Raw genomic sequence first — 21076 nt, 5'->3', positions numbered from 1 at the left:
GTGGGCGCGGGGGCCGCGAGCGCGTATAAGTAGGCCCATGGAGAGGATCAACGACCGGCTGGTGAACTGGGCGTCCATTCTGGACGCGAAGACGCGCGAGCAGGCGGAGACCACGGCCCGGTTGCCGTTCGTCCATCCGCACGTCGCCCTGATGCCGGACGCCCACCTGGGCAAGGGGGCGACCGTCGGGTCGGTCATCCCCACGCGCGAGGCGATCATCCCGGCGGCCGTCGGCGTCGACATCGGATGCGGCATGATCGCCGTCAGGACCGACGCCCGGGGTGACCGGCTCCCGCCGGGGCGCCGCGCGCTCCGCGAGGCCATCGAGCGGGCCGTCCCGCTCTCTGCCGGGCACTACAACCGCAAGGTGGTCGGCACGGCGCGCCCGCGGATCGACGAGCTCACGCGGCTCGCCGCGGAGGCGGACTTCGACCCCGCGGGTTACGCGCGGAACTGGGAGCTGCAGCTGGGTTCCCTGGGCTCCGGCAACCACTTCATCGAGGTCTGCCTCGACGAGGAGGACGCCGTCTGGCTGTTCCTGCACTCCGGCTCCCGCGGCGTGGGGAACCGGATCGCCCAGCGGCACATCCGGACGGCGCAGGAGCGCATCCGCCGGGACGGCATCCGGGTTGAGGACCCCGACCTGGCCCACCTCGACGAGGGCACGGAGGAGTTCGACGCCTACATCCGGGAGCTGCGCTGGGCGCAGCGGTTCGCGCTGCTGAACCGCGAGGAGATGATGGACCGCGTCTTCCGGCAGTTCGGCGACTGGCTCGGCGGCCCGGTGCACGAGGTGGAGCGCATCAACTGCCACCACAACTTCACCGAGCGGGAGACCCACTTCGGCGAGACGGTCTGGGTCTCGCGCAAGGGCGCCATCCGGGCCCGCGCCGGCGAGCCGGGCCTGATCCCCGGCTCCATGGGCACGGCCTCGTACGTCGTCGAGGGACGGGGCGACGCGATGTCGTTGGAGTCCTCGCCGCACGGTGCGGGCCGGGAGTACTCGCGCACAGCCGCGCGCAGGACGTTCACGCTGGACCAGCTCCGCGCGGCCATGGAGGGCATCGAGTTCCGCGACACCCCGGCGTTCATCGACGAGATCCCGGCGGCCTACAAGTCCATCGACCGGGTCATGGCCGATGCCGAGCCGCTGGTGGCGGTCCGGCACCGGCTGCGGCAGATCGTGAATGTGAAGGGGGACTGAGCCGTGCGTGCCAGAGGATCGTGGACGCCGTCGCGGCTCCTCGCCGTCGCTGCGGCAGCCGTGCTCGTCGCCGGTTGCGCGGGGCCCGGCGTCGCGGAGAGCCGTGCGGGCGGCACACCAGAGGGCGTCGAGCTGCCCGTCGGCGAGGCGGCCCTCCCGGTGGTGATCGACGTCGGCGACGGCAGCGTGAAGGTGGTCACGTGGGGCAGTTCCACCTGTCTGCCGCGGGCCACCTCCTTCGAGAACGACGGCGAACGCCTCACCGTGGTCTTCGAGGAGGGGTCGGACGGGCCCTGCACGGCCGACTTCACGGGGACGACGCACACGTTCTCCGCGGAGACGGTCGGTGGTCCGGTCCCGGACGAGGCGCGGATCGTGTTCGCCCCGGACGGCGGCGAGGAGACGGTGGACGTCGTCCACCGGTGAGGGCCCCGAGCGGGGTCAGGTGGGGCTGCCGCCCCGGCCCGGGCGGTCGTCGTCGTGACCGCCGCTGTCCGAGCCGCCGCCGGTTGCGCCACCGCCGGTTCCGTCAGCTCCGCCTCCATCAGCGCTGCCAGCGCCGGTCTCGCCGTCCGGCTTCGAGGCCCCGCCCCGCTTGAGCTCGTCCTCGCGGCGCTTGAGCTCGACCTCGCGGGCCTTCTGCGCGCGCTCCTGGGCGAGGCGGCGCAGGAACGCCTCGTCGTCGTCCGGGGCCGAGCTGCGGGACGATGAGCCCGGTGCCGAGTAGCCCTCGGGGGCGGGCGAGTTGCGCGGGCGGCCGAGGAAGAACCACAGGAGAGCGCCGATGAGCGGCAGCAGGAGGATGCTGAGCACCCAGGCCGGCTTGGAGATGCTGCGCACCTCCTGCGGCCGCGTGCGCAGGCAGTCGATCAGCGCGTAGATGATGACGAACAGCGCGATGATCGAGGCGATGATTGCGACGCGGAGAACCATGTCTCAATTCTAGGCTCGCGAGCGTGAGGCGACGATTCGGCGGCCAGTAGGATGGGCGGGTGCAGTTTCTCAAGTTCACCCTGTTGCGTCTGGCCCTCTTCGCCGCGGTCTTCGCCGGCCTCTACTGGGGGCTGGCGTGGAACCTGTGGCTCAGCGCCGTGGTGGGCCTGGTGGTGGCCTTCGCGGTCAGCTACCTCTTCTTCAACCGGCTGCGCATCGCCGCGTCGCAGGAGCTCGCGGCCCGGATGTCCGGGGACCGCAAGGCGCGCCGGAACAGGATCGCCGAGGAGGACGCGGCCGCCGAGGATCGGGACTGACGGTCAGACGTTCCGCAGGATCACCGTGATGACCAGTCCGGCGGCGAACAGCGCCGCGTAGGCCAGGCTGATGGCGCCCGTCTGCTTGAGGACGGGGATGAGCGCCTGCCGCTCGGTGGAGCGGAGCATCGTCCACGAGGGCATCAGGCACAGGGGCGCCGCCAGCACCACCAGCAGCAGCCACGGGTACTCGCCGACCAGCATGATCGGCAGCAGGATCGCCAGGGCCAGCATCAGCACATAGCTCGCCCGCGCCCACTCGTCGCCCAGCCGGACGGCCAGGGTCCGCTTGCCCACCTCGCGGTCGGTGGGGATGTCGCGCACGTTGTTGGCCATGAGGAGTGCGGAGGCGATCAGGCCGGTGGAGACCGCGCCGATCCAGGCCGGCCCGGTGAGCTGGAGGACTTGCGTGAACGTGGTGCCGAGCGTGGCGACGAGCCCGAAGAACAGGAACACGAAGAGGTCGCCCAGACCCAGGTAGCCGTACGGGTTCGCCCCGCCCGTGTAGCCCCAGGCGGCGAGAATGGCCGCCAGCCCCACCAGCAGGAGCGGCCACGCCTGCGAGATCAGGACCAGGCCCAGACCGACCACGGCGGCGGCGCCGAAGCAGGCGAACGCGGCGGCCTTCACCCGCTGCGGGGGCACCAGGCCCGAGGCCGTCAGCCGCAACGGTCCCACGCGCTGGTCGTCGGTGCCGCGGATGCCGTCCGAGTAGTCGTTGGCGTAGTTGACGCCGATCTGCAGCAGCAGCGCCACGAACGCGGCCAGCAGGGCCCGTTCCCAGTGGAGCTGCTCGTCCACCTCGTACGCGGCGGCCGTGCCGACGAGCACCGGTGCGACCGCCATCGGCAGTGTCCTCAGCCGCGCGCCTGCGATCCATTGCCCCACGGTTGCCACTGAACGTCTCCTCTGCCTGCTCCTGCGTCGACTGCCGGCCGGTGCCGCGCAGCTCCGGAGGATGGCTCCGGAGGAATTCCGACGCCCCATTGTCCGCCTCGGGGGCGTGATTGTCCGAATCGGTGCCGGGGACCCGCCCGGCTACGCGAGGAGCGCGAGGACGGCCTGCCGGTCCGGCTTGCCGTTCGGCAGCAGGGGGAGGGCCGGCAGCCGCTTCCAGCGCTTCGGGGCCGCCGCCGGGCCGAGCTCGGCGCGCACGGCGGCGACCAGGTCCTCGCCGTCTGCGTCGCCCGTGTAGGCGAACGCTACGACGGCGCCCCAGTGCTCGTCCGGGATGCCCACCACCAGCGCGTCACCCGCGCCGGGGGCGGCCTCGACGACCCGCTGCACCGCGCCGGCGGAGACCTTGACCCCGCCGGTGATGACGACGTCGTCGATCCGTCCCTCGACCGTGACCAGACCCGTGCCGGTGGTCGGGTCGGGGGCGCCGCCGTCGTACTCGCCGAGGGCCCCGGCCGGGGGAGCGGTGGGGGCCGGGTCGGGGATGTAGGTCCCGACGTCGTCGGTGAGGAACCAGCGCAGGCCGTCCGCGTCGGTGCCGAAGTGGGCGGCGGTGCGCTCCGGGTCGCCCAGGTACCCCGTGGCGACCATGGGCCCGCCGAGGGAGAGCCGGCCGTCGGTCTCGCACACGGCGACGCCGGGCAGCGGCACGCCGTCGTAGACGCAGCCGCCGCAGGTCTCGCTCATGCCGTACGTGAGGTGGATCCGCAGGCCGTGGCGGGCGGCCGCCGCCCGTACCGCCTCGGGCGTGCGGCCGCCGCCGACCAGGATCGCGTCGAACCGCTGCAGGACGGCGAGTGTCTCCGGCGCGGGGTCCTCCAGCAGGCGCTGCAGCTGCGTGGGCACCAGCGAGGTCATCCGGACCCGGTCCGTGAGGGCGGAGGCGGCCTGCACGAACCGCTCCGGCGTGAAGCGCTCGGCCAGGTCGACGGCGACCGGCTGGGTCCCGGCGAACAGGCTCCGGGTGAGGACGGAGACCCCCGCCACGTAGTGCGTCGGCAGGGCCAGCAGCCACTGGCCCTCGGCCCGGAGGTAGCGGGCGGTCGCCTCGGAGGACGCAGCGAGCGCCTCGACGCTCAGCGCCGTGCGCTTGGGCGCGCCGCTGGACCCGGACGTGCGGATGACGACGGCGGTCTCCGCGCCGGCGTCGTCCGGGCGGAGGATCTCCGGGGCCCCCGGCGTGCCGGAGTCCACGGGCTCCACGGCCGGCCCGCCGCCGAGGGCATCGGTGAGGGCGCCGAGCAGGCGCTGGACGGTGTCGGTGGGCATGGGGCGCCTAGAAGTAGTAGGGGAACGCGGACCAGTCCGGGTCGCGCTTCTGCAGGAAGGCGTCCCGGCCCTCCACGGCCTCGTCGGTCATGTAGGCCATGCGGGTTGCCTCGCCGGCGAAGACCTGCTGCCCGGCGAGCCCGTCGTCGGCCAGGTTGAACGCGAACTTGAGCATGCGGATGGCCTGCGGCGACTGGCGGGCGATGTCCGCCGCGTAGTCGAGCGCGACCTCCTCCAGCTTCTCGTGCGGGACCGCCTCGTTGACGGCGCCCATGGCCACCATCTCCTCGGCCGTGTACGTCTTGGCGCGGAAGAAGATCTCGCGGGCGAACTTCTGGCCCACCTGCCGCGCGAGCAGCGCCGAGCCGTAGCCGGCGTCGAACGAGCCGACCGTCGCGTCGGTCTGCTTGAACTTCCCGTGGTCCCGGGAGGCGATCGTCAGGTCCGCCACCACGTGCAGCGAGTGCCCGCCGCCGGCCGCCCACCCGTTGACCACCGCGATGACGACCTTGGGCATGGTGCGCATCAGCCGCTGGACCTCGAGGATGTGCAGGCGGCCGGCGCGGGCCGGGTCGATCGTCTCGGCCGAGTCGCCGTCGGCGTAGCGGTAGCCGTCGCGACCCCGGATGCGCTGGTCGCCGCCGGAGCAGAAGCTGTGGCCGCCGTCCTTCGGGGAGGGGCCGTTGCCCGTGAGCAGGACGGTCGCCACGTCCGGTGTCATCCGCGCGTGGTCCAGGGTTCGGTAGAGCTCGTCGACGGTGCCCGGGCGGAAGGCGTTGCGGACCTCGGGTCGGTCGAAGGCGATGCGCACGGTCGGCAGGTCGCGGACGATCCGGCCGCCGGCGTCGCGCTCGACCTGCCGGTGGTAGGTGACGTCCTGCAGGTCGAAGCCGTCGACGCGGCGCCACTGCGCCGGGTCGAACACGTCGGAGACCTTCGGGGGCACGGAAGCTGGGTCAGTGGTCACGGACCGAGTCTAATCCCGGGCCCCCTGATGCTGGCAGGACGGTGCTGGCAGGTGGGTGCCGGCAGGTGGGTGCCGGCAGGTGCCCGTCCCCGCCGGCCTTCGTTCCCAGTGACGAGGTCTACACTATTGCGCTGTCGCCCCTCCCGCCGCACCCGGCGGGGCCCGTGGCATCCCCTCATCTGCTAACCCACAAGGAAAGCGCGCGTGTCTCAATCCCTGCGTCCGGACGCGAGAACCCCCGTCCCGGAAACCACCACCGCCCTCACCGCCGAGGGCTACCAGAAGTCCCTCTCCCGTCGGCACATCCAGATGATCGCGATGGGCGGCGCCATAGGCGTCGGCCTGTTCCTGGGCGCCGGCGGGCTCCTGGCCACCACCGGCCCCGCCCTGCTGGTCTCCTACGCGCTCGCCGGCGTCATCGCCTACTTCCTGATGCGCGCGCTCGGCGAGCTCGTCATGTACCGGACCACATCGGGCTCGTTCGTCAGCTACGCCGGGGAGATGTTCGGCGCCAAAGGCGCCTACCTCTCCGGCTGGATGTACGCCCTGAACTGGGTCATGACGGGTATCGCCGAGCTCATCGCGATCGGCCTCTACTTCCAGTTCTTCTTCCCGAACGTGCCTCTGGAGGTCGCGGCGATCGCCGCCCTGCTCCTGTTGGTCTCGATCAACCTCTTCAGCGCCAAGGCCTTCGGCGAGACCGAGTTCTGGGCCTCGCTGCTGAAGGTCTCGGCGATCGTCATCTTCCTGGTGGTCGGCACCGTCCTGGTGGTGCTCAACGCCCGAATCGGCGAGCACACCGCCTCCGTGTCCAACCTCTTCGCCTCCGAGGGCGGCCTGTTCCCGAACGGCGTGATGGTCTCGATCCTCGTGCTGAACTCGGTGATCTTCGCCTACAACGGCATCGAGATGGTCGGCATCACGGCGGGCGAGGCGCAGGACCCCAAGCGCGAGGTCCCCAAGGCCATCCGCGCGGTGGTGCTGCGCATCGTGGTCTTCTATGTCGGCTCCGTGACGCTGCTGGCCATGCTGCTGCCGCACGACGCCTACAGTGCCGGCGAGTCGCCGTTCGTCACCGTCTTCTCCCAGATCGGCGCGTCGTGGATCGGCGACGCGATGAACATCGTGGTGATCACCGCGGCCCTCAGCTCGTGCAACTCCGGCCTGTACTCCATGGGCCGCGTCTTCCGCGCCATGGCCCACAACGGCCACGCGCCCGTGTGGCTGGCCCGCATGAACAGCCGGCACGTGCCCTACGCGGCCATCCTGACGGTCGGGGTGCTCTACTTCTTCGGCATCCTGCTGAACATCTGGCTGGGCGGGACGTACGCGTTCGAGCTGGCGCTGAACTCCGCCTCGATCGGCGTGCTCTGCACCTGGGGCGCCATCTTCGCCTCCCAGCTCGGACTGCGCCGGAAGAAGGGCCTCGTGTCCTCGCTGCCGATGCCCGGCTCGCCGTGGACCAGCTGGGCGGGCCTCGGCGCGCTGCTGCTCATCGGCGTGCTCGTCGCCTTCGACACCCGGGTAGACCCGGCCACCGGGGACGTGTTCCGCCTCGGTCTCTACACGATCGCCTGCATCCCGCTGTTCGGGCTCGCCCTGTGGCTCGGATGGCTCCGCGTCCGGCACAACAAGCCGGCCAGCGAGCTCTACTCCTAGAGAGTCAGGCGATGCAGAACTCGTTGCCCTCGGGGTCCGCGAGCGTGTGCCAGACGAACGGCCCCTGGCGCTCGGAGTAGAGGAATGTGGCGCCGCGGGCCACCAGTCCGTCGCGGGCGGCGTCCCGACCGGCCTCGTCGGTGCCCTGGCCGTCCGGGCCCAGGTGCAGGTCCAGATGCATCCGGTTCTTGACGGTCTTGGGCTCCGGCACCAGCTGGAAGAGCATCCGGCCGGGCCCGCCCGGCTCCCGGAGCGCTGCCATCTCCCGCCAGACCAGGGTCCCGCGGAACTCGCGAGTGTCGGCGTCGGTGGCGTGGCCGTCGGCGATCATCCTGCGGATGAAGTCCTCGTTGCTCGGCTCCACCTCCCACTCGAGCGTCTCGGCCCACCAGGCGGCGAGCTCGTGCGGATCGGCGCAGTCCAGGACGATCTGAAGAGTGGGCTTCATGGGGTCAACCTAGACGCGCACCCGGGCCGTGGCAAGGGATCCGGGCGGGGGTGGGCAGTTGACCGGCGCGGTGACCGGTGACACTATTAGTGAACGAACGGTCGGTAAATCGCCCGGCCACCCAGTCCGCAATCCGCAGGCCCGGCGGCAGCCGCCCGCGGCCCGAGTCCGTCTCCGGCAGGCCATCCGTCGGCTGGAGGCCGGGGATCCGAAGGAGCATCCATGGCAGAAGCATTCCTGGTGGGCGGGGCCCGCACGCCGGTGGGCCGCTACGGCGGCGTCCTCAGCTCGGTCCGCCCGGACGACCTCGCAGCCCTCACGGTGCGCGCCGCCGTCGAGCGCGCGGGCCTGGACCCCGCCGTCGTCGACGAGGTGATCCTCGGCAACGCCAACGGCGCCGGCGAGGAGAACCGCAACGTCGCCCGCATGGCGTGGCTGCTCGCCGGCTACCCGGACACCGTCCCGGGCATCACGGTCAACCGGCTCTGCGCCTCGGGGATGTCCGCCATCACGATGGCCCAGCACATGATCGCCGCCGGTGCCGCGGACATCGTGGTCGCCGGCGGCGTCGAGTCCATGTCCCGTGCCCCGTGGGTCATGGAGAAGCCCGCCACGGCGTTCGCCAAGCCCGGCCAGGTCTACGACACCTCGATCGGCTGGCGCTTCCCGAACCCGGCCTTCCTCTCCGGCGAGCTCTCCCGCGACGGCAAGGCCACCTACTCGATGCCGGAGACGGCCGAGGAAGTCGCCCGCGCCTTCGACGTCTCCCGCGAGGACTGCGACGCGTTCGCCGTCCGCTCCCACGAGCGCTCGATCGCCGCGATCGAGGCCGGCCGCTTCACCGACGAGATCGTTCCGGTGGAGGTCAAGGGCCGCAAGGGCAAGGTCACGGTCGTCGATACCGACGAGGGCCCGCGCGCCGGCACCACCGCCGAGGTCCTCGCCGGCCTGCGTCCGGTGGTCGAGGGCGGCTCGGTGGTCACCGCCGGCAACGCGTCCACCCTCAACGACGGCGCCTCCGCCATCGTCGTGGCCTCCGAGGCCGCCCTCGAGAAGTACGGGCTGACGCCGCGCGCCCGCATCCTCGGCGGTGCCTCAGCCGGCCTGCCCCAGGAGATCATGGGCATGGGGCCGGTCCCGGCGACCCGCAAGCTGATGGAGCGCACGGGCCGCACCCTGGCCGACGTGGCCGCCGTCGAGCTCAACGAGGCGTTCGCCTCCCAGTCGCTCGCCTGCATGCGGGAGCTCGGGCTCGACCCGGAGGTCGTCAACAACGACGGCGGCGCGATCGCCCTCGGCCACCCGCTCGGCTCGTCCGGGTCCCGGCTGGCCATCACCCTGCTCGGCCGCCTCGAGCGCGAGGCCGGCCCCGGCTCGATGGGGCTGGCGACCATGTGCGTCGGCGTCGGCCAGGGCGCGGCCCTGCTGGTGGAAAGGGTTTGATCATGACTGAAGGGCTGAATGCCGCCGACTTCACCACGCTGAAGCTCACCACCGGCGAGGACCGCCTCCTGGTGCAGCTGCACCGGCCCGAGGTGCGAAACGCGATCGACCAGACGATGGTAGACGAGCTCCATGCCGTCTGCGCCGAGCTGGAGCGCACGCCGCGGATCCTGATCCTCTCCGGGACGCCCTCGCAGGCGCCCACGGAGGAGAACCCGAGGGGCGCCAAGGGGATCTTCGCCTCCGGTGCGGACATCGCCCAGCTGCGCGAGCGCCGCCGTGCGGACGCCCTCGCCGGCATCAACTCCGGCGTCTTCGACCGGATCGCCCGGCTGCCACTGCCGGTCATCGCCGCCCTGGACGGCTACGCGCTCGGCGGCGGGGCGGAGCTCGCCTACGCCGCGGACTTCCGCCTCGGCACGCCCGAGCTGCGGATGGGCCAGCCGGAGGCCAACCTCGGGATCATGGCCGCCGCCGGCGCCACGTGGCGGCTGAAGGAACTGGTCGGCGAGCCGCTGGCCAAGGAGATCCTCCTGGCCGGAAGGATCCTCGACGGCGAGGCCTGCCTGGCCGCCGGGCTCGTCACCGAGCTGGTCCCGGGGCCGGATCTGCTGGACGCAGCCCACGCCCTGGCGGACCGCATCGCCGCCCAGGACCCCCTGGCCGTCCGCATCACCAAGTCCGTGTTCCACGCACCACGGGAGGCACACCCGGCGATCGACACCCTGGCCCAGGGGATGCTCTTCGAGTCGGAGGAGAAGTTCCGGCGCATGCAGGAGTTCCTGGACCGCAAGAAGACTGGATCCCAGAAGACCGAGTCTCCAACGAGCGAGTCCAAGAAGTGAGAGAAGTGACCATGACCGACGTTCTCCTGCCCGCACGAGTCGGCGTCCTCGGCGGCGGCCGCATGGGGGCCGGCATCGCCCACGCCTTCCTCATCAACGGCGCGGACGTCGTCGTCGTCGAGGCGAACGACGACGCCGCGGCGGCCGCGCGCGGCCGCGTCGAGTCCGCGGTGGCGAAGTCGATCGAGCGCGGCCTGCCCGAGGGCGACTACGCCGCGCGGCTGCGTGTGAGCACCGACTACGCCGCTTTCGCCGACCGGGACCTCGTGGTCGAGGCCGTGCCGGAGATCTGGGACCTGAAGATCGAGTCCCTGCGCAACGTCGAGGAGCGCCTCGGCGAGGACGCCGTGCTGGCCTCCAACACCTCGTCCTTCTCCGTCTCGGGAATCGCCGAGCAGCTGCGCCGGCCCGGACGGTTCCTGGGGCTGCACTTCTTCAACCCGGTTCCGGCCTCGAAGCTGATCGAGGTCGTCATCGGGAAGCAGACCCAGGACGCTCTCGTCGCCGATGCCCGCGCATGGACCGAGGCCCTCGGGAAGACGCCGGTGGTCGTCAACGACGCACCCGGCTTCGCGTCCTCCCGTCTCGGCGTTGCGATCGCGCTCGAGGCCATGCGGATGGTGGAGGAGGGCGTCGCCAGCCCGGAGGACATCGACAACGCCATGGTCCTCGGTTACAAGCATCCCACCGGCCCGCTGCGCACCACCGACATCGTGGGGCTCGACGTCCGGCTGGGCATCGCCGAGTACCTCGAGTCGACGCTGGGCCCGCGCTTCGCGCCGCCTCAGATCCTGCGGGACAAGGTCGCCCAGGGCGAGCTGGGCCGCAAGTCCGGCCGGGGCTTCTTCGACTGGAGCTGATCCGCCCGGCGCATCGTTAGGCTGAGCGCATGGACGCATGGACCACACCGACGCTCAGCGGGCGCCTCGTGACCCTCGAACCCTTGGAGCACAGGCATCACGAGGGGTTGGTGGACGCCGCGAGCGACGGTGAGTTGTGGAACCTCTGGTACACGCTCGTGCCCAGGCCCGAGGAGATGGCGGGCGAGATCGCCGCCCGCCTGGAGCGCCGGGACCGCGGGGAGATGATGCCCTTCACGGCGGTCGACGCCACCGGCAGGGTCCTCGGTATGACCTCGTTCGCGAACATCGACCGCGAGCTGCCGCGGGTGGAGATCGGCTACACCTGGAACCGGCGCTCGGCCCACGGGACGGGGACCAATGCGGAGTCCAAACTGCTGCTCCTGACCCACGCCTTCGAGACGCTCGATTGCCCGGCCGTCGAGTTCCGGACCCACTGGATGAACCATCAGTCGCGGCAGGCCATCGAACGTCTCGGGGCGAAACTGGACGGCGTGCTGCGCGCACACCGTCGGACCGCGGACGGTTCGCTCCGCGACACCTGCGTCTACTCGATCATCGCCTCCGAGTGGCCTCAGGTCCGGGCGCAGCTGCGGCACCGTCTGGCCTGGTCCGGCGCGTGATGACGGTGGCTGACCACAGCTCCCTGCCCTGGGACGGCGCCGTCAACGCCCACCACGTCGCTGGCGGCCTGTACCGGATGCGGCGCAGTGAGTGGCTGTCGCCCGCCGGGTGGCGTCAGATGCGGGACCACGGCGTGCGCACGGTCGTCGACCTCCGGAACCCGGGGGAGCGCTCGCGCCGCCCCACCGACCCCGTGCTGCCGGAGGGCTGGGAGCCCGGGATCACTGTGGTCAACTGCCCGACCGAGGACCAGAGCAACGAGGAATTCATGGCGCAGGTGGGCGCGTACCTGAGCGACCCCGCCTACTACGCCGCCAACCTCCGGTTGTTCCCCGACAGGATCGTCGACGTCTTCCGACACCTCGCGGCGGCGGGGGAGCACGGTGCCGTGGTGATCCACTGCTCCGCGGGCCGCGACCGGACCGGACTCATCGTCAGCCTGGCCCTGCAGCTGGCGGGACGGACGGACCTGATCGAGGAGCAGTACGCCGCCGCGCTGCACGGCATCAACGCGTGGCACGCGGTCAGCCCGGTCAAGCACCCCTACGAATCGCACCTGGAACCCGCCGAGCTGGCCCCGATCCTGGACGCCAAACTCGGACGGTTGCGCGAGTTCCTCGACGCCACGGACGTGGAGGCGCTCCTGCGCCGTCCCGGCGGGGACACCGCCGCGGGCCTGGACGACGCCGAGATCGACGCCGTCCGGCGGCTCCTCCGCTGACCCGTCGGCAGGTCTGCGAGGGCGGTCTGCGCGGGCTGTCCGCCCGTTTCCGCCCCGCGCGTTTCCGCCCTGCGCGTTGCCGATCCGAGCGGGCTCTCGCCCTGCCCGGGCGATCGGCCCGTGCGGCCTACTCCTCCTGGGCGGGCCCCGACCAGATGCCCGCGGACAGGAACTCCTCGATGACGCCGTCGAACGGCTCCGGATCGATGCCCCTGCCGGCCAGCCAGGCGGGGTCGCGGTAGCTGCGGAGGTAGCGGTTCCCGCTGTCGCAGAGCAGGGTGACGACGCTGCCGCGTTCGCCCCGCTGCAGCATGTCGGCGATGAGCTGCCACGTCAGCCACAGATTCGTGCCCGTCGACGGGCCGGCGCTCAGGCCGAACCGCCGCTCCAGGTGGCGCATCGCGGCCACCGACGCGCCGTCCGGCACCCGGGTCACCACGTCGATCACCGAGGGGACGAAGCTCGGCTCGGGCCGGGCCCGCCCGATGCCCTCGATCCGGCTCGGCGAGCCGACGACGGCGGCCGGATCGCCGCCGTCGTGCCACGCCTCCCACGCCGGCAGGAACGCCGATCCCTCCGGATCGGCCACCGCCAGCCGGCTGCCGTGGCGGTGGTACCGGGCGTAGCGGCCGATCGTGGCGCTGGTGCCCCCGGTGCCGGCGCCGACGACGATCCAGGCCGGCACGGGGTGCCGCTCGGCGGAGAGCTGCTCGAAGATGGACTCGGCGATGTTGTTGTTGCCGCGCCAGTCGGTGGCCCGCTCCGCGTAGGTGAACTGGTCCATGTAGTGTCCGCTGGTCTCCGCGGCGATGCGCTCGGCGACCGAGTAGACGGCGCCGGGATCGTCCACCAGCTGGCAGCGGCCGCCGAACTGCTCGATGAGCTCGATCTTCTCCGCACTGGTGCTGGCCGCCATCACGGCGACGAAGTCCAGTCCGAGCAGCTGGGCGAAGTACGCCTCGGAGACGGCAGTGCTGCCGCTGGAGGCCTCGACGATCGTGGTCTCCTCCGTGATCCACCCGTTGACCAGGCCGTAGAGGAACAGCGAACGGGCGAGCCGGTGCTTGAGGCTGCCGGTGCGGTGGGTCGATTCGTCCTTGAGGTAGAGGTCGATACCCCACGACGCCGGGAGACTGAGCCGGTGCAGGTGCGTGTCGGCGCTGCGGGTCGCGTCGGCCTCGATCTCCTGTACGGCGGCGTCGACCCAGGCGCTCCTGGACTGAGAACGTGGAAAGCCAGTCTTCATCCGTCCAGCTTATGGGTCGACCGCGGCCCTCGCGTGGCGGGCCCGGAGACCCCGCGCCCGGGACGCGGGCCTCTGTCCTGGGACAACGGGTCCGGCGTCCCTCCGCGCCACCTATGATGAGGCATCTGATGCACGAGGCCTGGGGGAGAGATGACCGCTGAAACAGGGATCGCCGGGGCTGTCCGGACCGTCCGAGTGGAACCGCTCGGACCGCTGCAGACGAGCTTGATCTTCGGCGTGGGTGCCCGAGACGAGAGCTGCGTGACCGCAGGGATCACCCACGTCATCGAGCACCTGGCCCTGGACGGGCTGCCCGAGCCGGTGTACCCGACTAACGGCTGCGTCGAGTCGCGCACCACGAGGTTCGAGTTCTCCGGACCGGGCGACGTCGTCGGGGAGAGCCTGACCGGACTGGCCGGGTCGCTGCGGAGGATCGCCGACGGCCGGGTCTCGGCCGCGGAGCTGGCCAGCGCGGTGGCCGTGATCCGGGCCGAGGGCGAGGCGTCCCCGGTCCACCCCGTCGCCGCGGAGGCCGCGATGAACTCGATGGGTCTCCGGGGCGCCGGCCTGAACAGCGCTGACTCGGACTGGCTCGAGCTGTTGACCGTCGAGGAGATCGCCCGGTACGCGAGCACCTACTTCGTGCGGGAGAACGCCGTCCTGCTCTGGGCCGGGGAACCGCCCCTGACGGCAGACCTCTCCGCGCTCCCGTCCGGCGACCGGAACCTGCCTCCGGTCGCGGCGCCGGTGGTCGTGGAGGGCCCGTGCGAGTATCTCTCGGGCGGGCGCCAGGCGAGTCTGTCCTTCAGGACGGTCAGCGCGTCCAGCGGACTCGACGCCCTGGTGAGCGGCGTCCTGATGTGTCTGGAGCGCCGGCTGATCCGGGAACTGAGGCGGCGGGCCGCGCTGATCTATGGCGCCGAGACCCACCGTCTCCAGCTCGCACGCGAGACCGATCTCGTGACGATCGCGTTCGACGCCCGCCCCGCGCACGCCGTCGAGATCGCGCAGACGGCACTCCGTCTCCTGCGCGAGACCCGGGACCGGGGACTGCCGCCGCAGGACGTCGACGCGGTTCTGGCCGCCCTCGCCCACGAGCGCCTCGAGCCGGGACTCCGGATCGAGTACGGCTACGCGCAGGCGAACTCGCTGCTGTTCGACGAGCCGCCAGCCGGGCCGGAGGCCGTGGAGGCGGCCCTGACCGGCGCGACGCCGGAGGACGTCCGCCGCTGCCTCGAGTCCCTGGAGTCGACGCTGCTGGTCGGTCTCCCCGAGGACGCGCTCGACGAGTCTGTGGATCCGGCCGTCGGCCATGTCGCCCCGGTCCGCCGCCCCCGGCCGGCACCGCCGATCGACGGCAGGGCCTTCGGCCGCTCGATGCTGGCGACGGTCACCCGGGAGCCCCGCTCGACGCGCCTCGTCATCGGCGACGACGGATTCCGGGCGACGCTGGACGACGAATCAATCCTCGTCCGGTGGACCGATATCGTCGCCCTGGAGACGTACGACGACGATGTGCTCGACGGCGTGTCCGTCCAGACCGCGGACGGTTTCGAGGTCCCGCTGCTCGCCGCGACGTTCCGAAAGGGCGAGGAGGCCATCCGCCTGATCCGCGAGCGGGTCCCGGCCCGCCTCCAAGTCCCCGCCCGTTACTCGGAGGGCTGACCGTCACCGAGGACGGGCGTGATCAGCCCGCGATCGGGTTCTCCAGGGTCCCCGCGTAGATGAGTCCGCCCGCTTGGTCGCCGAGGTCCAGCATCTGCCGGTTGTTGCGCAGCTGGAGCCGGTTGAGGCAGGACAGGGCGAACTCGTCGGCGAACAGGCCGAGCTCGTCGAACCGACCGGCGAGGTCGGGGTTCCGCTCGCGGTACGCGCGGAGGCGCTCGCCGACCACACCCCAGAACTCGCTCTCGCGGATCAGGCCCTCCTCGGCCAGCAGGGGCGCGAGGAACCGGAAGAAGCAGTCGAACACGTCCGTGAAGATCGAGAGCACGTGCTGGTCCGCCGGGACCTCGGCGCGGATCCGTGCCACCTGCTCCGGCAGCTCCACCCGTGCCTCGCCGCCGGCGTCGACGACGGCGACCTCCTCGGCCAGATCCTTCATCAGCATGCGGTCCGGCACGCCGTCGCGCAGCACCAGGATGATGTTCTCCCCGTGCGGCATGAATACCAGGTTGTACTTCGCCAGGCAGTGCACCAGCGGGACCAGATAGGCATCGAGGTAGCACTCGAGCCAGGAGGCGGCATCCAGGCCGGACCGGCGGATCAGCGCCGCGGCCAGCGACCGGCCGCGCCCGTCGACGTGGAGGAGGGACGCCATGGTGGCCGGCCGCTCGCCGTCGCCCAGCCGCTCTACCGGCGACTCGCGCCACAGCGCCGCGAGCATCTTGCGGTGCGCCGACGACTCGTCCGTCGCGGCCGCGTAGAGGGGGTTGGTGTAGCCGACGGCGGCCACCTCGCGCAGCAGTTCCACGCGCCGCTCGTGCAGCTCCGCGTCCGAGCCCACGAGCTCCTCCAGCCACTCGTTGATCGCCGGGGTCGACTCCATGTACTTGGCGCTCAGGCCGCGCAGGAAGCCCATGTTCACCACGGACAGGGCCGTCTTGACGTAGTGCCGCTCCGGGCGGGAGCGGTTGAAGAACGTCCGGATGGACTGCTGCGGCTGGTAGAGGTCCTCGCTGGCGCCCAGGTGCACCAGGTGCCGCGTCGCGACGTCCGGAGCGAAGGTCACGGCGAGGCGGTGCTCCCACTGCCAGGGGTGGACCGGCAGGTACAGGAATTCCTCCGGGTCCAGCCCGGTGCCGGCGACGGCGGCCGCGACCGCCGCGTCGAACCGCGCCAGGGTCGCCGCGCCCAGCTCGTCGCGGAGCAGCGTGCGGTGGTCCAACCCGGCCACGGCCGAGTACTTCGCCCGGCTCGCGTGCAGACCCACCCATTCGAGGGCCGCGGCGGCGCCGGTCTCCGGCGCGTACTCCAGGTAGTCCTGCGCGCCGAGGCCCAGCCGTCCGTTGTTCGCGACGAAGCACGGGTGTCCCTCCGTCATCGCGGCCTCGAGGCGCTGGAAGTCCGCGATCGGGTCGCCGGTCCCGGCGGCGAGCTCCACCGCCGTGGCGTCCGAGTGCAGCTGCTTGTAGCAGTGGCTCGCGAGCGTGGAGCCGAGCTCCTCGATGTAGACGGGCAGCTGCGCGGCGCTCAGGCCCAGCGGCCCCCGGAAGGAGACCACGAACTCCTGGGCGTCCACGCCGGCCGGCTCGCCGTCCTCGAGATGCTCCAGCGAGTCCGGGTCCACCCGCCAGTGGTTGAGCAGGTGCCGCGTCGCGGCGAAGCGGTACTCGTGCACGACGCCGTCGCTCGCCGCCCGCACGCGGTACACCGCGCGCTCGGTGCCGGTCTCCCTGGCCGCGGGTGCGACCCGCTCCGGCTCCAGCAGACGCTCGTGCGCGAACTCGCCGAGGGCCTTGGCGAGCACGTGCCGGTGCGCGGCCTGCCAGCGGGCCGGGTCCAGATGGGCGGCGATGGTGCTGGGACGTCCCGTGGCGCGGGCGAAGTCCTTCCGCTCCAGGAAGGAGAGCAACGCGCGCTTGGCGGGCTCGCCGTCGTGCTCGGGGAGGTCCACCCGCCCGGCGGGACGGAACCCGACCCGCGAGTTCAGTGCGTGGACGGCGGTGTTGCGGGCATCCGGCTCCACGACGATCCGCGCCGCCGCCGGGTCGGCGAAGACGTGCTCGACCGCCGCCTCCATGGCGGCCTGGCTGAACCCGGGCACGGCCGCGCCGTCGGGCTCGGGCAGGAGCAGATGCAGCCCGGTGTCGCCGGGGCGCCAGACGTACTGTCCGGCGAGCTGGGAGTGCCGGGGATCGTAGACCTCGGCCAGGAACGCCGGACCGGCCTCCGTCTCGGCCACGAGGGCGCGGTGGTGCGGGGAGGCGGCCAGACGCGCGTACTCCGCACCGATCTCCTCCACCGTGGCGTCGGGCATGCCCCAGAAACGCGCGTGCTCGGTGGCGATCCAGCGGTGCAGGGTCTCCGCATCGGCCTCGGCGTCCACCGGGCGGAATGCGAAGGCTCGGTCGGCAGCGGCGGCCGCCGCGCCGGCGTGCGCGGAGGAAGCAGCGGGAGCGACGTCGGTGAGGGTGGTACCGGCGGGGCTGGACTCGCCGGGGGCAGCCCCGGCGGACGGGGTACCGGTGGAAGGGGTGTCGGCGGCCTCGGTGGACGGGGTGGCGGTGGTGGCGAGGGCTTCGGTGGTCATCGGGCGGCCTCCTGGACGGCGTGGGCGTGGGGGTGGGCGGGAGCGGGGGAAGGGGTGGTGGTGGCGGGCTGGGGCGTGCCGAACTCCTGGAACGCGATGCGCCGCTCCACCGGGTAGACCTCGCGGCCGGCCAGACGGTTGACGATCACGGAGTTGCGGTAGGCGCCCATGCCGAGGTCGGGGGCCGTGAAGCCGTGGGTGTGCAGCTCGGCGTTCTGCACGAGGATGTCGCCGTGGACGCCGACGGAGTACTCGCGGTCGACGTCCAGGCGGCCGTCCGGGAGCCGGCGGATCCGCTCGGCGACCCCGTCGAGGAACTCGGGCTCGGCGTACCGGTACCCGGTCGCGAGCACCACGGCGTCGGCGTCGAGCCGGTGCGCGCCGCCATCCTCCTCGTGGGAGAGCAGCAGGCTCACGCCGCCGCCGGAGATCGCCTCCGCGGCCTCCAGCGCGGTGGAGGTCAGCAGCCGCACGCGGCCCGGCGACCAGTCTGGCTCCAGGCTGCGCTGGTACAACAGCTCGTGCAGGTGGTCGATCAGGTCGGCGTTGATGCCCTTGTAGAGGCCCTTCTGCTCGGCGGAGAGACGGTCGCGGACGGACTGCGGCAGGCCGTGGAAGTGGTCGATGTAGTCCGGAGACGTCATCTCGAGCGTGAGCTTGGTGTACTCCAGCGGGAAGAACCGGGAGGAGCGGGTGGCCCACACCAGTTCCTGCTCCGTCCCGTCGGGGAGGGTGCCGAGGTTCTCCAGCAGGTCCGCCACCACCTCGGCCGCGGACTGGCCGCTGCCGATCACCGCGATCCGCCGCGGCGGCGTCGCGCTCCTCGAACCGGCGTCCGCCTCGGCCGCGGGACCGGCCCCGGGACCGGCCCCGGGATCGGCCGACGACGCGGCCGACGACGCGGCCATCGAGCCGGTCCCGGCCGCGAGGAGCTCCGCCCGCCGGCGCGTGTACTCGCTGGTGTGGAGGACGGTCCCGGAGGCCAGCGCCACCGGGTCCACGGTGTCCGGGACGTACGGCTGGGTGCCGGTGCCGAGCACCAGGTGCTGGGCGCGCACCGTGAGCGGGCCCTCGGGCGCGCGGACCGTCAGGACGTACGCGTCGCCGTCGTGCCGGCACTCCGTGACCGCGTGGCCGAAGCGGACGGACGGCAGCTCCGCGGCGGCCCACGCCAGATAGGCGTTGTACTCGGCACGGAGGGCGTAGAAGTCCTCGCGGATGTAGAACGGGTAGATCCGGCCGTGGCGCTTGAGGTAGTTCAGGAAGGACAGCGGGTGCGTGGGGTCCGCCATGGTGACGAGGTCCGCCATGAACGGGACCTGCAGGTGCGTGCCCGGCAGCATCATGCCGGGGTGCCACGCGAACGACTCGTTCGCATCGAACACGGCGACGTCCAGCCCGCTGCCCTGCGCCAGGGCGGCGAAGCCGAGGTTGAACGGGCCGGCGCCGACGCCCACGGCGTCGTAGACGGCCTCCGAGCGGCGGGACGCGGGGGACGGGTGGTCGGGCTGCGCGGCGGTCATCGGGCGCCTCCTTCGGCTCGGGCGGCCTCATGGGAGGCGGTCTCTCGGACAGTGGTCTCATGGGTGGCGGTCTCGCGGGTGGCGGTCCCGTGGGCGGCGGGTCCGCCGGCGGAGAGCAGGCGCTCGCCGTGGCGCACGACCGCGGCGACCACCTCCTCCACATCGGCCAGGGTGGTGCGCGGGTTGAGCAGGGTGAGCTTGAGGTGGCGGGCGCCGGCATCCGGGGCGGCCGCTGCAGTGGCGCCGCCGCCGGTGCCGGCACCCGTGCCGCGGACGGTGGTCGCGGCGACCATGGCCCGGCCGGACGCGTAGAGCTCGGCCCGGACGGCGTCCTGCAGGGCGTCCAGGCCGGCCGCGTCGAGGCCCGCGTGCCGCGGCGCGTAGCGGAACACCACGGTGGTCAGCTGAACGTCGGCGGCGAGCTCGAGGTCCGGGTGGCGGCGCACGGAGTCGCCCGCCGCGGCCGCCAGGTCGATCAGCTCGTCGAACATCGCGCCGATCGCCCCGGCTCCCATCGAGCGCAGCGTCACCCACAGCTTCAGGGCGTCGAACCGGCGCGTGGTCTGCAGCGACTTGTCCACCTGGTTCGGGACGGTCCCCGCCTCCGCTGCCGGGTTCAGGTAGTCCGCATAGTGCGTGACGTGGCCGAACAGCCGGCCGTCGCGCAGGATCAGAGCGCTGGAGCCGATGGGCTGGAAGAAGGACTTGTGGAAGTCGACCGTCACCGAGTCGGCCCGTTCGACGCCGTCCAGCAGGTGCCGGTGGCCGGGCGAGACCAGCAGGCCGCAGCCGTAGGCGGCGTCCACGTGGAGCCAGGCCCCGTGCTGGTCGGCGAGGCGGCGGAGCTCCGGCAGCGGATCGATCGCGCCGAAGTCGGTGGTGCCCGCCGTCGCGACGATCGCCATCGGGCGGGTCCCGGCGGCCGCGCCCTCGGCGAGGCGGGCGGCGAGGGCCTCGGCGTCCATCCGGTGCGCGGAGTCCGTGGCCACGGGCACCACGGCGTCGGTGCCGAGTCCCAGCATCGCTGCGGCGTTGGCGATGCTGAAGTGCGATTCGGCGCTGGCATAGATCCGCAGGTCCGCGAGCCGGGCGTGCAGCGGTCCCGGGAGCCCGGCCACGGCGTGGTTGCGGGCGATCAGCATCGCCTGCAGGTTCGACTGCGTGCCGCCGGAGGTGAAGATGCCGTCCGGGGAGGTGCCGGTGCCGGAGGCGGTGCCCGACCCGGACGGGCCGGTGCCGGGGGCGCTGGCGGCCCCGAAGCCGATCAGCCCGGCCGTCCACTGCACCAGCCGACGCTCGATCAGGGTGGCGCCCGCGCTCTGGTCCCAGGTGTCCAGGGAGCTGTTCACGCTGGTCACGAGGGCCTCGGCGGCGACGGCGGGGATGGCGACCGGGCAGTTCAGGTGGGCCATGTAGCCGGGATGGTGGAAGTACACCGCGTCCCGCAGGTACAGCTCCGAGGCCTCCGAGAGTGCGGCCTCGGTGCTCCCGAGCGGGGCGGACAGGTCCACGGCGTCGACCCGGCCGGCGAGGTCCGCGACCCGCGGACCCGTGCTGGGGCCGGACGCCGTGGCGACCGCGTTCGCGGCCACGAGGGTGGCAGCGCCCGCCTCGGCGACGAAGCGTTGGACGGTCTCGGCGGCGAGCAGCTGGTCGGCGGCCGTGAGCGAGTGCGGCCCGACGGCGTCGGACAGCGTCGGTGTACCCAGAGGCGGCATCGATATCTCCTGATCTGTGAGTGCGTCTGCACTTGAGCCCTAAAGTAAGGCTTACCTAATGCGAGGACATTAACGACATACAGGTGGAGC

General features: G+C 72.2%; 19 protein-coding genes. 10 read left to right on the top strand and 9 right to left on the bottom strand.

Annotated features, from left to right (window positions below):
* Positions 1 to 37 precede the first annotated feature (37 nt).
* Together ABD784_RS08065 and ABD784_RS08060 are read left to right on the top strand one after the other, a co-directional pair.
* Positions 38 to 1204, top strand: a complete 1167-nt coding sequence (locus ABD784_RS08065; RefSeq protein WP_344882612.1) for an RtcB family protein — start codon at positions 38 to 40, stop codon at positions 1202 to 1204.
* Positions 1205 to 1207: 3 nt separating this feature from the next.
* A complete protein-coding gene (locus ABD784_RS08060) occupies positions 1208 to 1630 on the top strand; it encodes a hypothetical protein (RefSeq protein ID WP_344882609.1) in 423 nt (140 codons plus the stop codon).
* 15 nt (positions 1631 to 1645) lie between these two features.
* On the opposite strand, the gene ABD784_RS08055 is transcribed toward ABD784_RS08060, so the two are convergent.
* A complete protein-coding gene (locus ABD784_RS08055; RefSeq protein ID WP_344882606.1) occupies positions 1646 to 2137 on the bottom strand; it encodes a PLDc N-terminal domain-containing protein in 492 nt (163 codons plus the stop codon).
* Positions 2138 to 2196: 59 nt separating this feature from the next.
* Between ABD784_RS08055 and ABD784_RS08050 the strand changes: the two genes are divergently transcribed.
* Positions 2197 to 2454, top strand: coding sequence for a DUF4229 domain-containing protein (locus ABD784_RS08050; protein WP_344882603.1), 258 nt, complete (start codon positions 2197 to 2199; stop codon positions 2452 to 2454).
* A 3-nt stretch (positions 2455 to 2457) separates the two neighbouring features.
* Here the strand turns inward: ABD784_RS08050 and ABD784_RS08045 are convergent, their stop codons facing one another.
* The 3 genes from ABD784_RS08045 to ABD784_RS08035 all read right to left on the bottom strand — a co-directional run bounded on the left by ABD784_RS08045 (position 2458) and on the right by ABD784_RS08035 (position 5647).
* Positions 2458 to 3351 (bottom strand): 1,4-dihydroxy-2-naphthoate polyprenyltransferase, encoded by an 894-nt coding sequence (locus ABD784_RS08045; protein ID WP_344882600.1) that lies wholly within the window; start codon positions 3349 to 3351, stop codon positions 2458 to 2460.
* A gap of 141 nt (positions 3352 to 3492) precedes the next feature.
* Positions 3493 to 4680: an AMP-binding protein gene (locus ABD784_RS08040; protein WP_344882597.1), complete on the bottom strand. Its 1188-nt coding sequence runs from the start codon at positions 4678 to 4680 to the stop codon at positions 3493 to 3495.
* Positions 4681 to 4687: 7 nt separating this feature from the next.
* Positions 4688 to 5647 carry a 1,4-dihydroxy-2-naphthoyl-CoA synthase gene (locus ABD784_RS08035; RefSeq protein ID WP_344882594.1) on the bottom strand — a complete coding sequence of 320 codons (960 nt, stop codon included), beginning with the start codon at positions 5645 to 5647 and terminating at the stop codon, positions 4688 to 4690.
* A gap of 204 nt (positions 5648 to 5851) precedes the next feature.
* Between ABD784_RS08035 and ABD784_RS08030 the strand changes: the two genes are divergently transcribed.
* Entirely contained in the window at positions 5852 to 7306 is a 1455-nt protein-coding gene (locus ABD784_RS08030) for an amino acid permease (protein WP_344882591.1), read from the top strand.
* 4 nt (positions 7307 to 7310) lie between these two features.
* Here ABD784_RS08030 and ABD784_RS08025 read toward each other — a convergent pair whose 3' ends face one another.
* On the bottom strand, positions 7311 to 7754 hold the full coding sequence (locus tag ABD784_RS08025; RefSeq protein WP_344882588.1) for a VOC family protein: 444 nt from the start codon (positions 7752 to 7754) through the stop codon (positions 7311 to 7313).
* Positions 7755 to 7976: 222 nt separating this feature from the next.
* Here ABD784_RS08025 and ABD784_RS08020 point away from each other — a divergent pair, with 222 nt between their 5' ends.
* The 5 genes from ABD784_RS08020 to ABD784_RS08000 are packed head-to-tail and all read left to right on the top strand — an operon-like array spanning position 7977 to position 12247.
* Complete coding sequence (locus ABD784_RS08020; protein WP_344882585.1) at positions 7977 to 9197, top strand: acetyl-CoA C-acyltransferase; 1221 nt, start codon at positions 7977 to 7979, stop codon at positions 9195 to 9197.
* A 2-nt stretch (positions 9198 to 9199) separates the two neighbouring features.
* On the top strand, positions 9200 to 10042 hold the full coding sequence (locus tag ABD784_RS08015) for an enoyl-CoA hydratase/isomerase family protein (RefSeq protein ID WP_344882582.1): 843 nt from the start codon (positions 9200 to 9202) through the stop codon (positions 10040 to 10042).
* 11 nt (positions 10043 to 10053) lie between these two features.
* Positions 10054 to 10902, top strand: coding sequence for a 3-hydroxyacyl-CoA dehydrogenase family protein (locus tag ABD784_RS08010; protein WP_344882580.1), 849 nt, complete (start codon positions 10054 to 10056; stop codon positions 10900 to 10902).
* Between the two features lie 29 nt (positions 10903 to 10931).
* Complete coding sequence (locus ABD784_RS08005; protein WP_344882578.1) at positions 10932 to 11525, top strand: GNAT family N-acetyltransferase; 594 nt, start codon at positions 10932 to 10934, stop codon at positions 11523 to 11525.
* A 5-nt stretch (positions 11526 to 11530) separates the two neighbouring features.
* Positions 11531 to 12247: a tyrosine-protein phosphatase gene (locus tag ABD784_RS08000; RefSeq protein ID WP_344882575.1), complete on the top strand. Its 717-nt coding sequence runs from the start codon at positions 11531 to 11533 to the stop codon at positions 12245 to 12247.
* Positions 12248 to 12374: 127 nt separating this feature from the next.
* On the opposite strand, the gene ABD784_RS07995 is transcribed toward ABD784_RS08000, so the two are convergent.
* Positions 12375 to 13493 carry a PLP-dependent cysteine synthase family protein gene (locus ABD784_RS07995; protein ID WP_344882572.1) on the bottom strand — a complete coding sequence of 373 codons (1119 nt, stop codon included), beginning with the start codon at positions 13491 to 13493 and terminating at the stop codon, positions 12375 to 12377.
* A gap of 261 nt (positions 13494 to 13754) precedes the next feature.
* Here ABD784_RS07995 and ABD784_RS07990 point away from each other — a divergent pair, with 261 nt between their 5' ends.
* Complete coding sequence (locus ABD784_RS07990) at positions 13755 to 15158, top strand: insulinase family protein (protein WP_344882569.1); 1404 nt, start codon at positions 13755 to 13757, stop codon at positions 15156 to 15158.
* A 22-nt stretch (positions 15159 to 15180) separates the two neighbouring features.
* Here the strand turns inward: ABD784_RS07990 and ABD784_RS07985 are convergent, their stop codons facing one another.
* From ABD784_RS07985 to ABD784_RS07975, 3 genes are read right to left on the bottom strand one after another with little or no spacing between them, the layout of a single operon-like run.
* On the bottom strand, positions 15181 to 17745 hold the full coding sequence (locus tag ABD784_RS07985; RefSeq protein ID WP_344882566.1) for a GNAT family N-acetyltransferase: 2565 nt from the start codon (positions 17743 to 17745) through the stop codon (positions 15181 to 15183).
* A complete protein-coding gene (locus ABD784_RS07980) occupies positions 17742 to 19268 on the bottom strand; it encodes a lysine N(6)-hydroxylase/L-ornithine N(5)-oxygenase family protein (protein WP_344882563.1) in 1527 nt (508 codons plus the stop codon). The genes ABD784_RS07985 and ABD784_RS07980 overlap by 4 nt, the downstream gene beginning before the upstream one ends.
* Positions 19265 to 20986 carry a pyridoxal phosphate-dependent decarboxylase family protein gene (locus tag ABD784_RS07975; protein WP_344882560.1) on the bottom strand — a complete coding sequence of 574 codons (1722 nt, stop codon included), beginning with the start codon at positions 20984 to 20986 and terminating at the stop codon, positions 19265 to 19267. Before ABD784_RS07975 ends, ABD784_RS07980 begins: the two co-directional genes overlap by 4 nt.
* Positions 20987 to 21076 lie beyond the last annotated feature (90 nt).

Source organism: Zhihengliuella alba, from assembly GCF_039538765.1.
GTDB classification, from domain to species: Bacteria; Actinomycetota; Actinomycetes; order Actinomycetales; family Micrococcaceae; genus Zhihengliuella; species Zhihengliuella alba.
Note: the sequence above shows the minus strand (reverse complement) of the source record. Positions and strands in the feature narration are given on the sequence as shown.

Coding starts and splice junctions, on each gene's coding strand:
- ABD784_RS08065 (WP_344882612.1), top strand. CDS start 38: ATGGAGAGGATCAACGACCGGCTGGTGAACTGGGCGTCCATTCTGGAC.
- ABD784_RS08055 (WP_344882606.1), bottom strand. CDS start 2,137: ATGGTTCTCCGCGTCGCAATCATCGCCTCGATCATCGCGCTGTTCGTC.
- ABD784_RS08040 (WP_344882597.1), bottom strand. CDS start 4,680: ATGCCCACCGACACCGTCCAGCGCCTGCTCGGCGCCCTCACCGATGCC.
- ABD784_RS08025 (WP_344882588.1), bottom strand. CDS start 7,754: ATGAAGCCCACTCTTCAGATCGTCCTGGACTGCGCCGATCCGCACGAG.
- ABD784_RS08020 (WP_344882585.1), top strand. CDS start 7,977: ATGGCAGAAGCATTCCTGGTGGGCGGGGCCCGCACGCCGGTGGGCCGC.
- ABD784_RS08015 (WP_344882582.1), top strand. CDS start 9,200: ATGACTGAAGGGCTGAATGCCGCCGACTTCACCACGCTGAAGCTCACC.
- ABD784_RS08010 (WP_344882580.1), top strand. CDS start 10,054: ATGACCGACGTTCTCCTGCCCGCACGAGTCGGCGTCCTCGGCGGCGGC.
- ABD784_RS08005 (WP_344882578.1), top strand. CDS start 10,932: ATGGACGCATGGACCACACCGACGCTCAGCGGGCGCCTCGTGACCCTC.
- ABD784_RS07995 (WP_344882572.1), bottom strand. CDS start 13,493: ATGAAGACTGGCTTTCCACGTTCTCAGTCCAGGAGCGCCTGGGTCGAC.
- ABD784_RS07985 (WP_344882566.1), bottom strand. CDS start 17,745: ATGACCACCGAAGCCCTCGCCACCACCGCCACCCCGTCCACCGAGGCC.
- ABD784_RS07980 (WP_344882563.1), bottom strand. CDS start 19,268: ATGACCGCCGCGCAGCCCGACCACCCGTCCCCCGCGTCCCGCCGCTCG.
- ABD784_RS07975 (WP_344882560.1), bottom strand. CDS start 20,986: ATGCCGCCTCTGGGTACACCGACGCTGTCCGACGCCGTCGGGCCGCAC.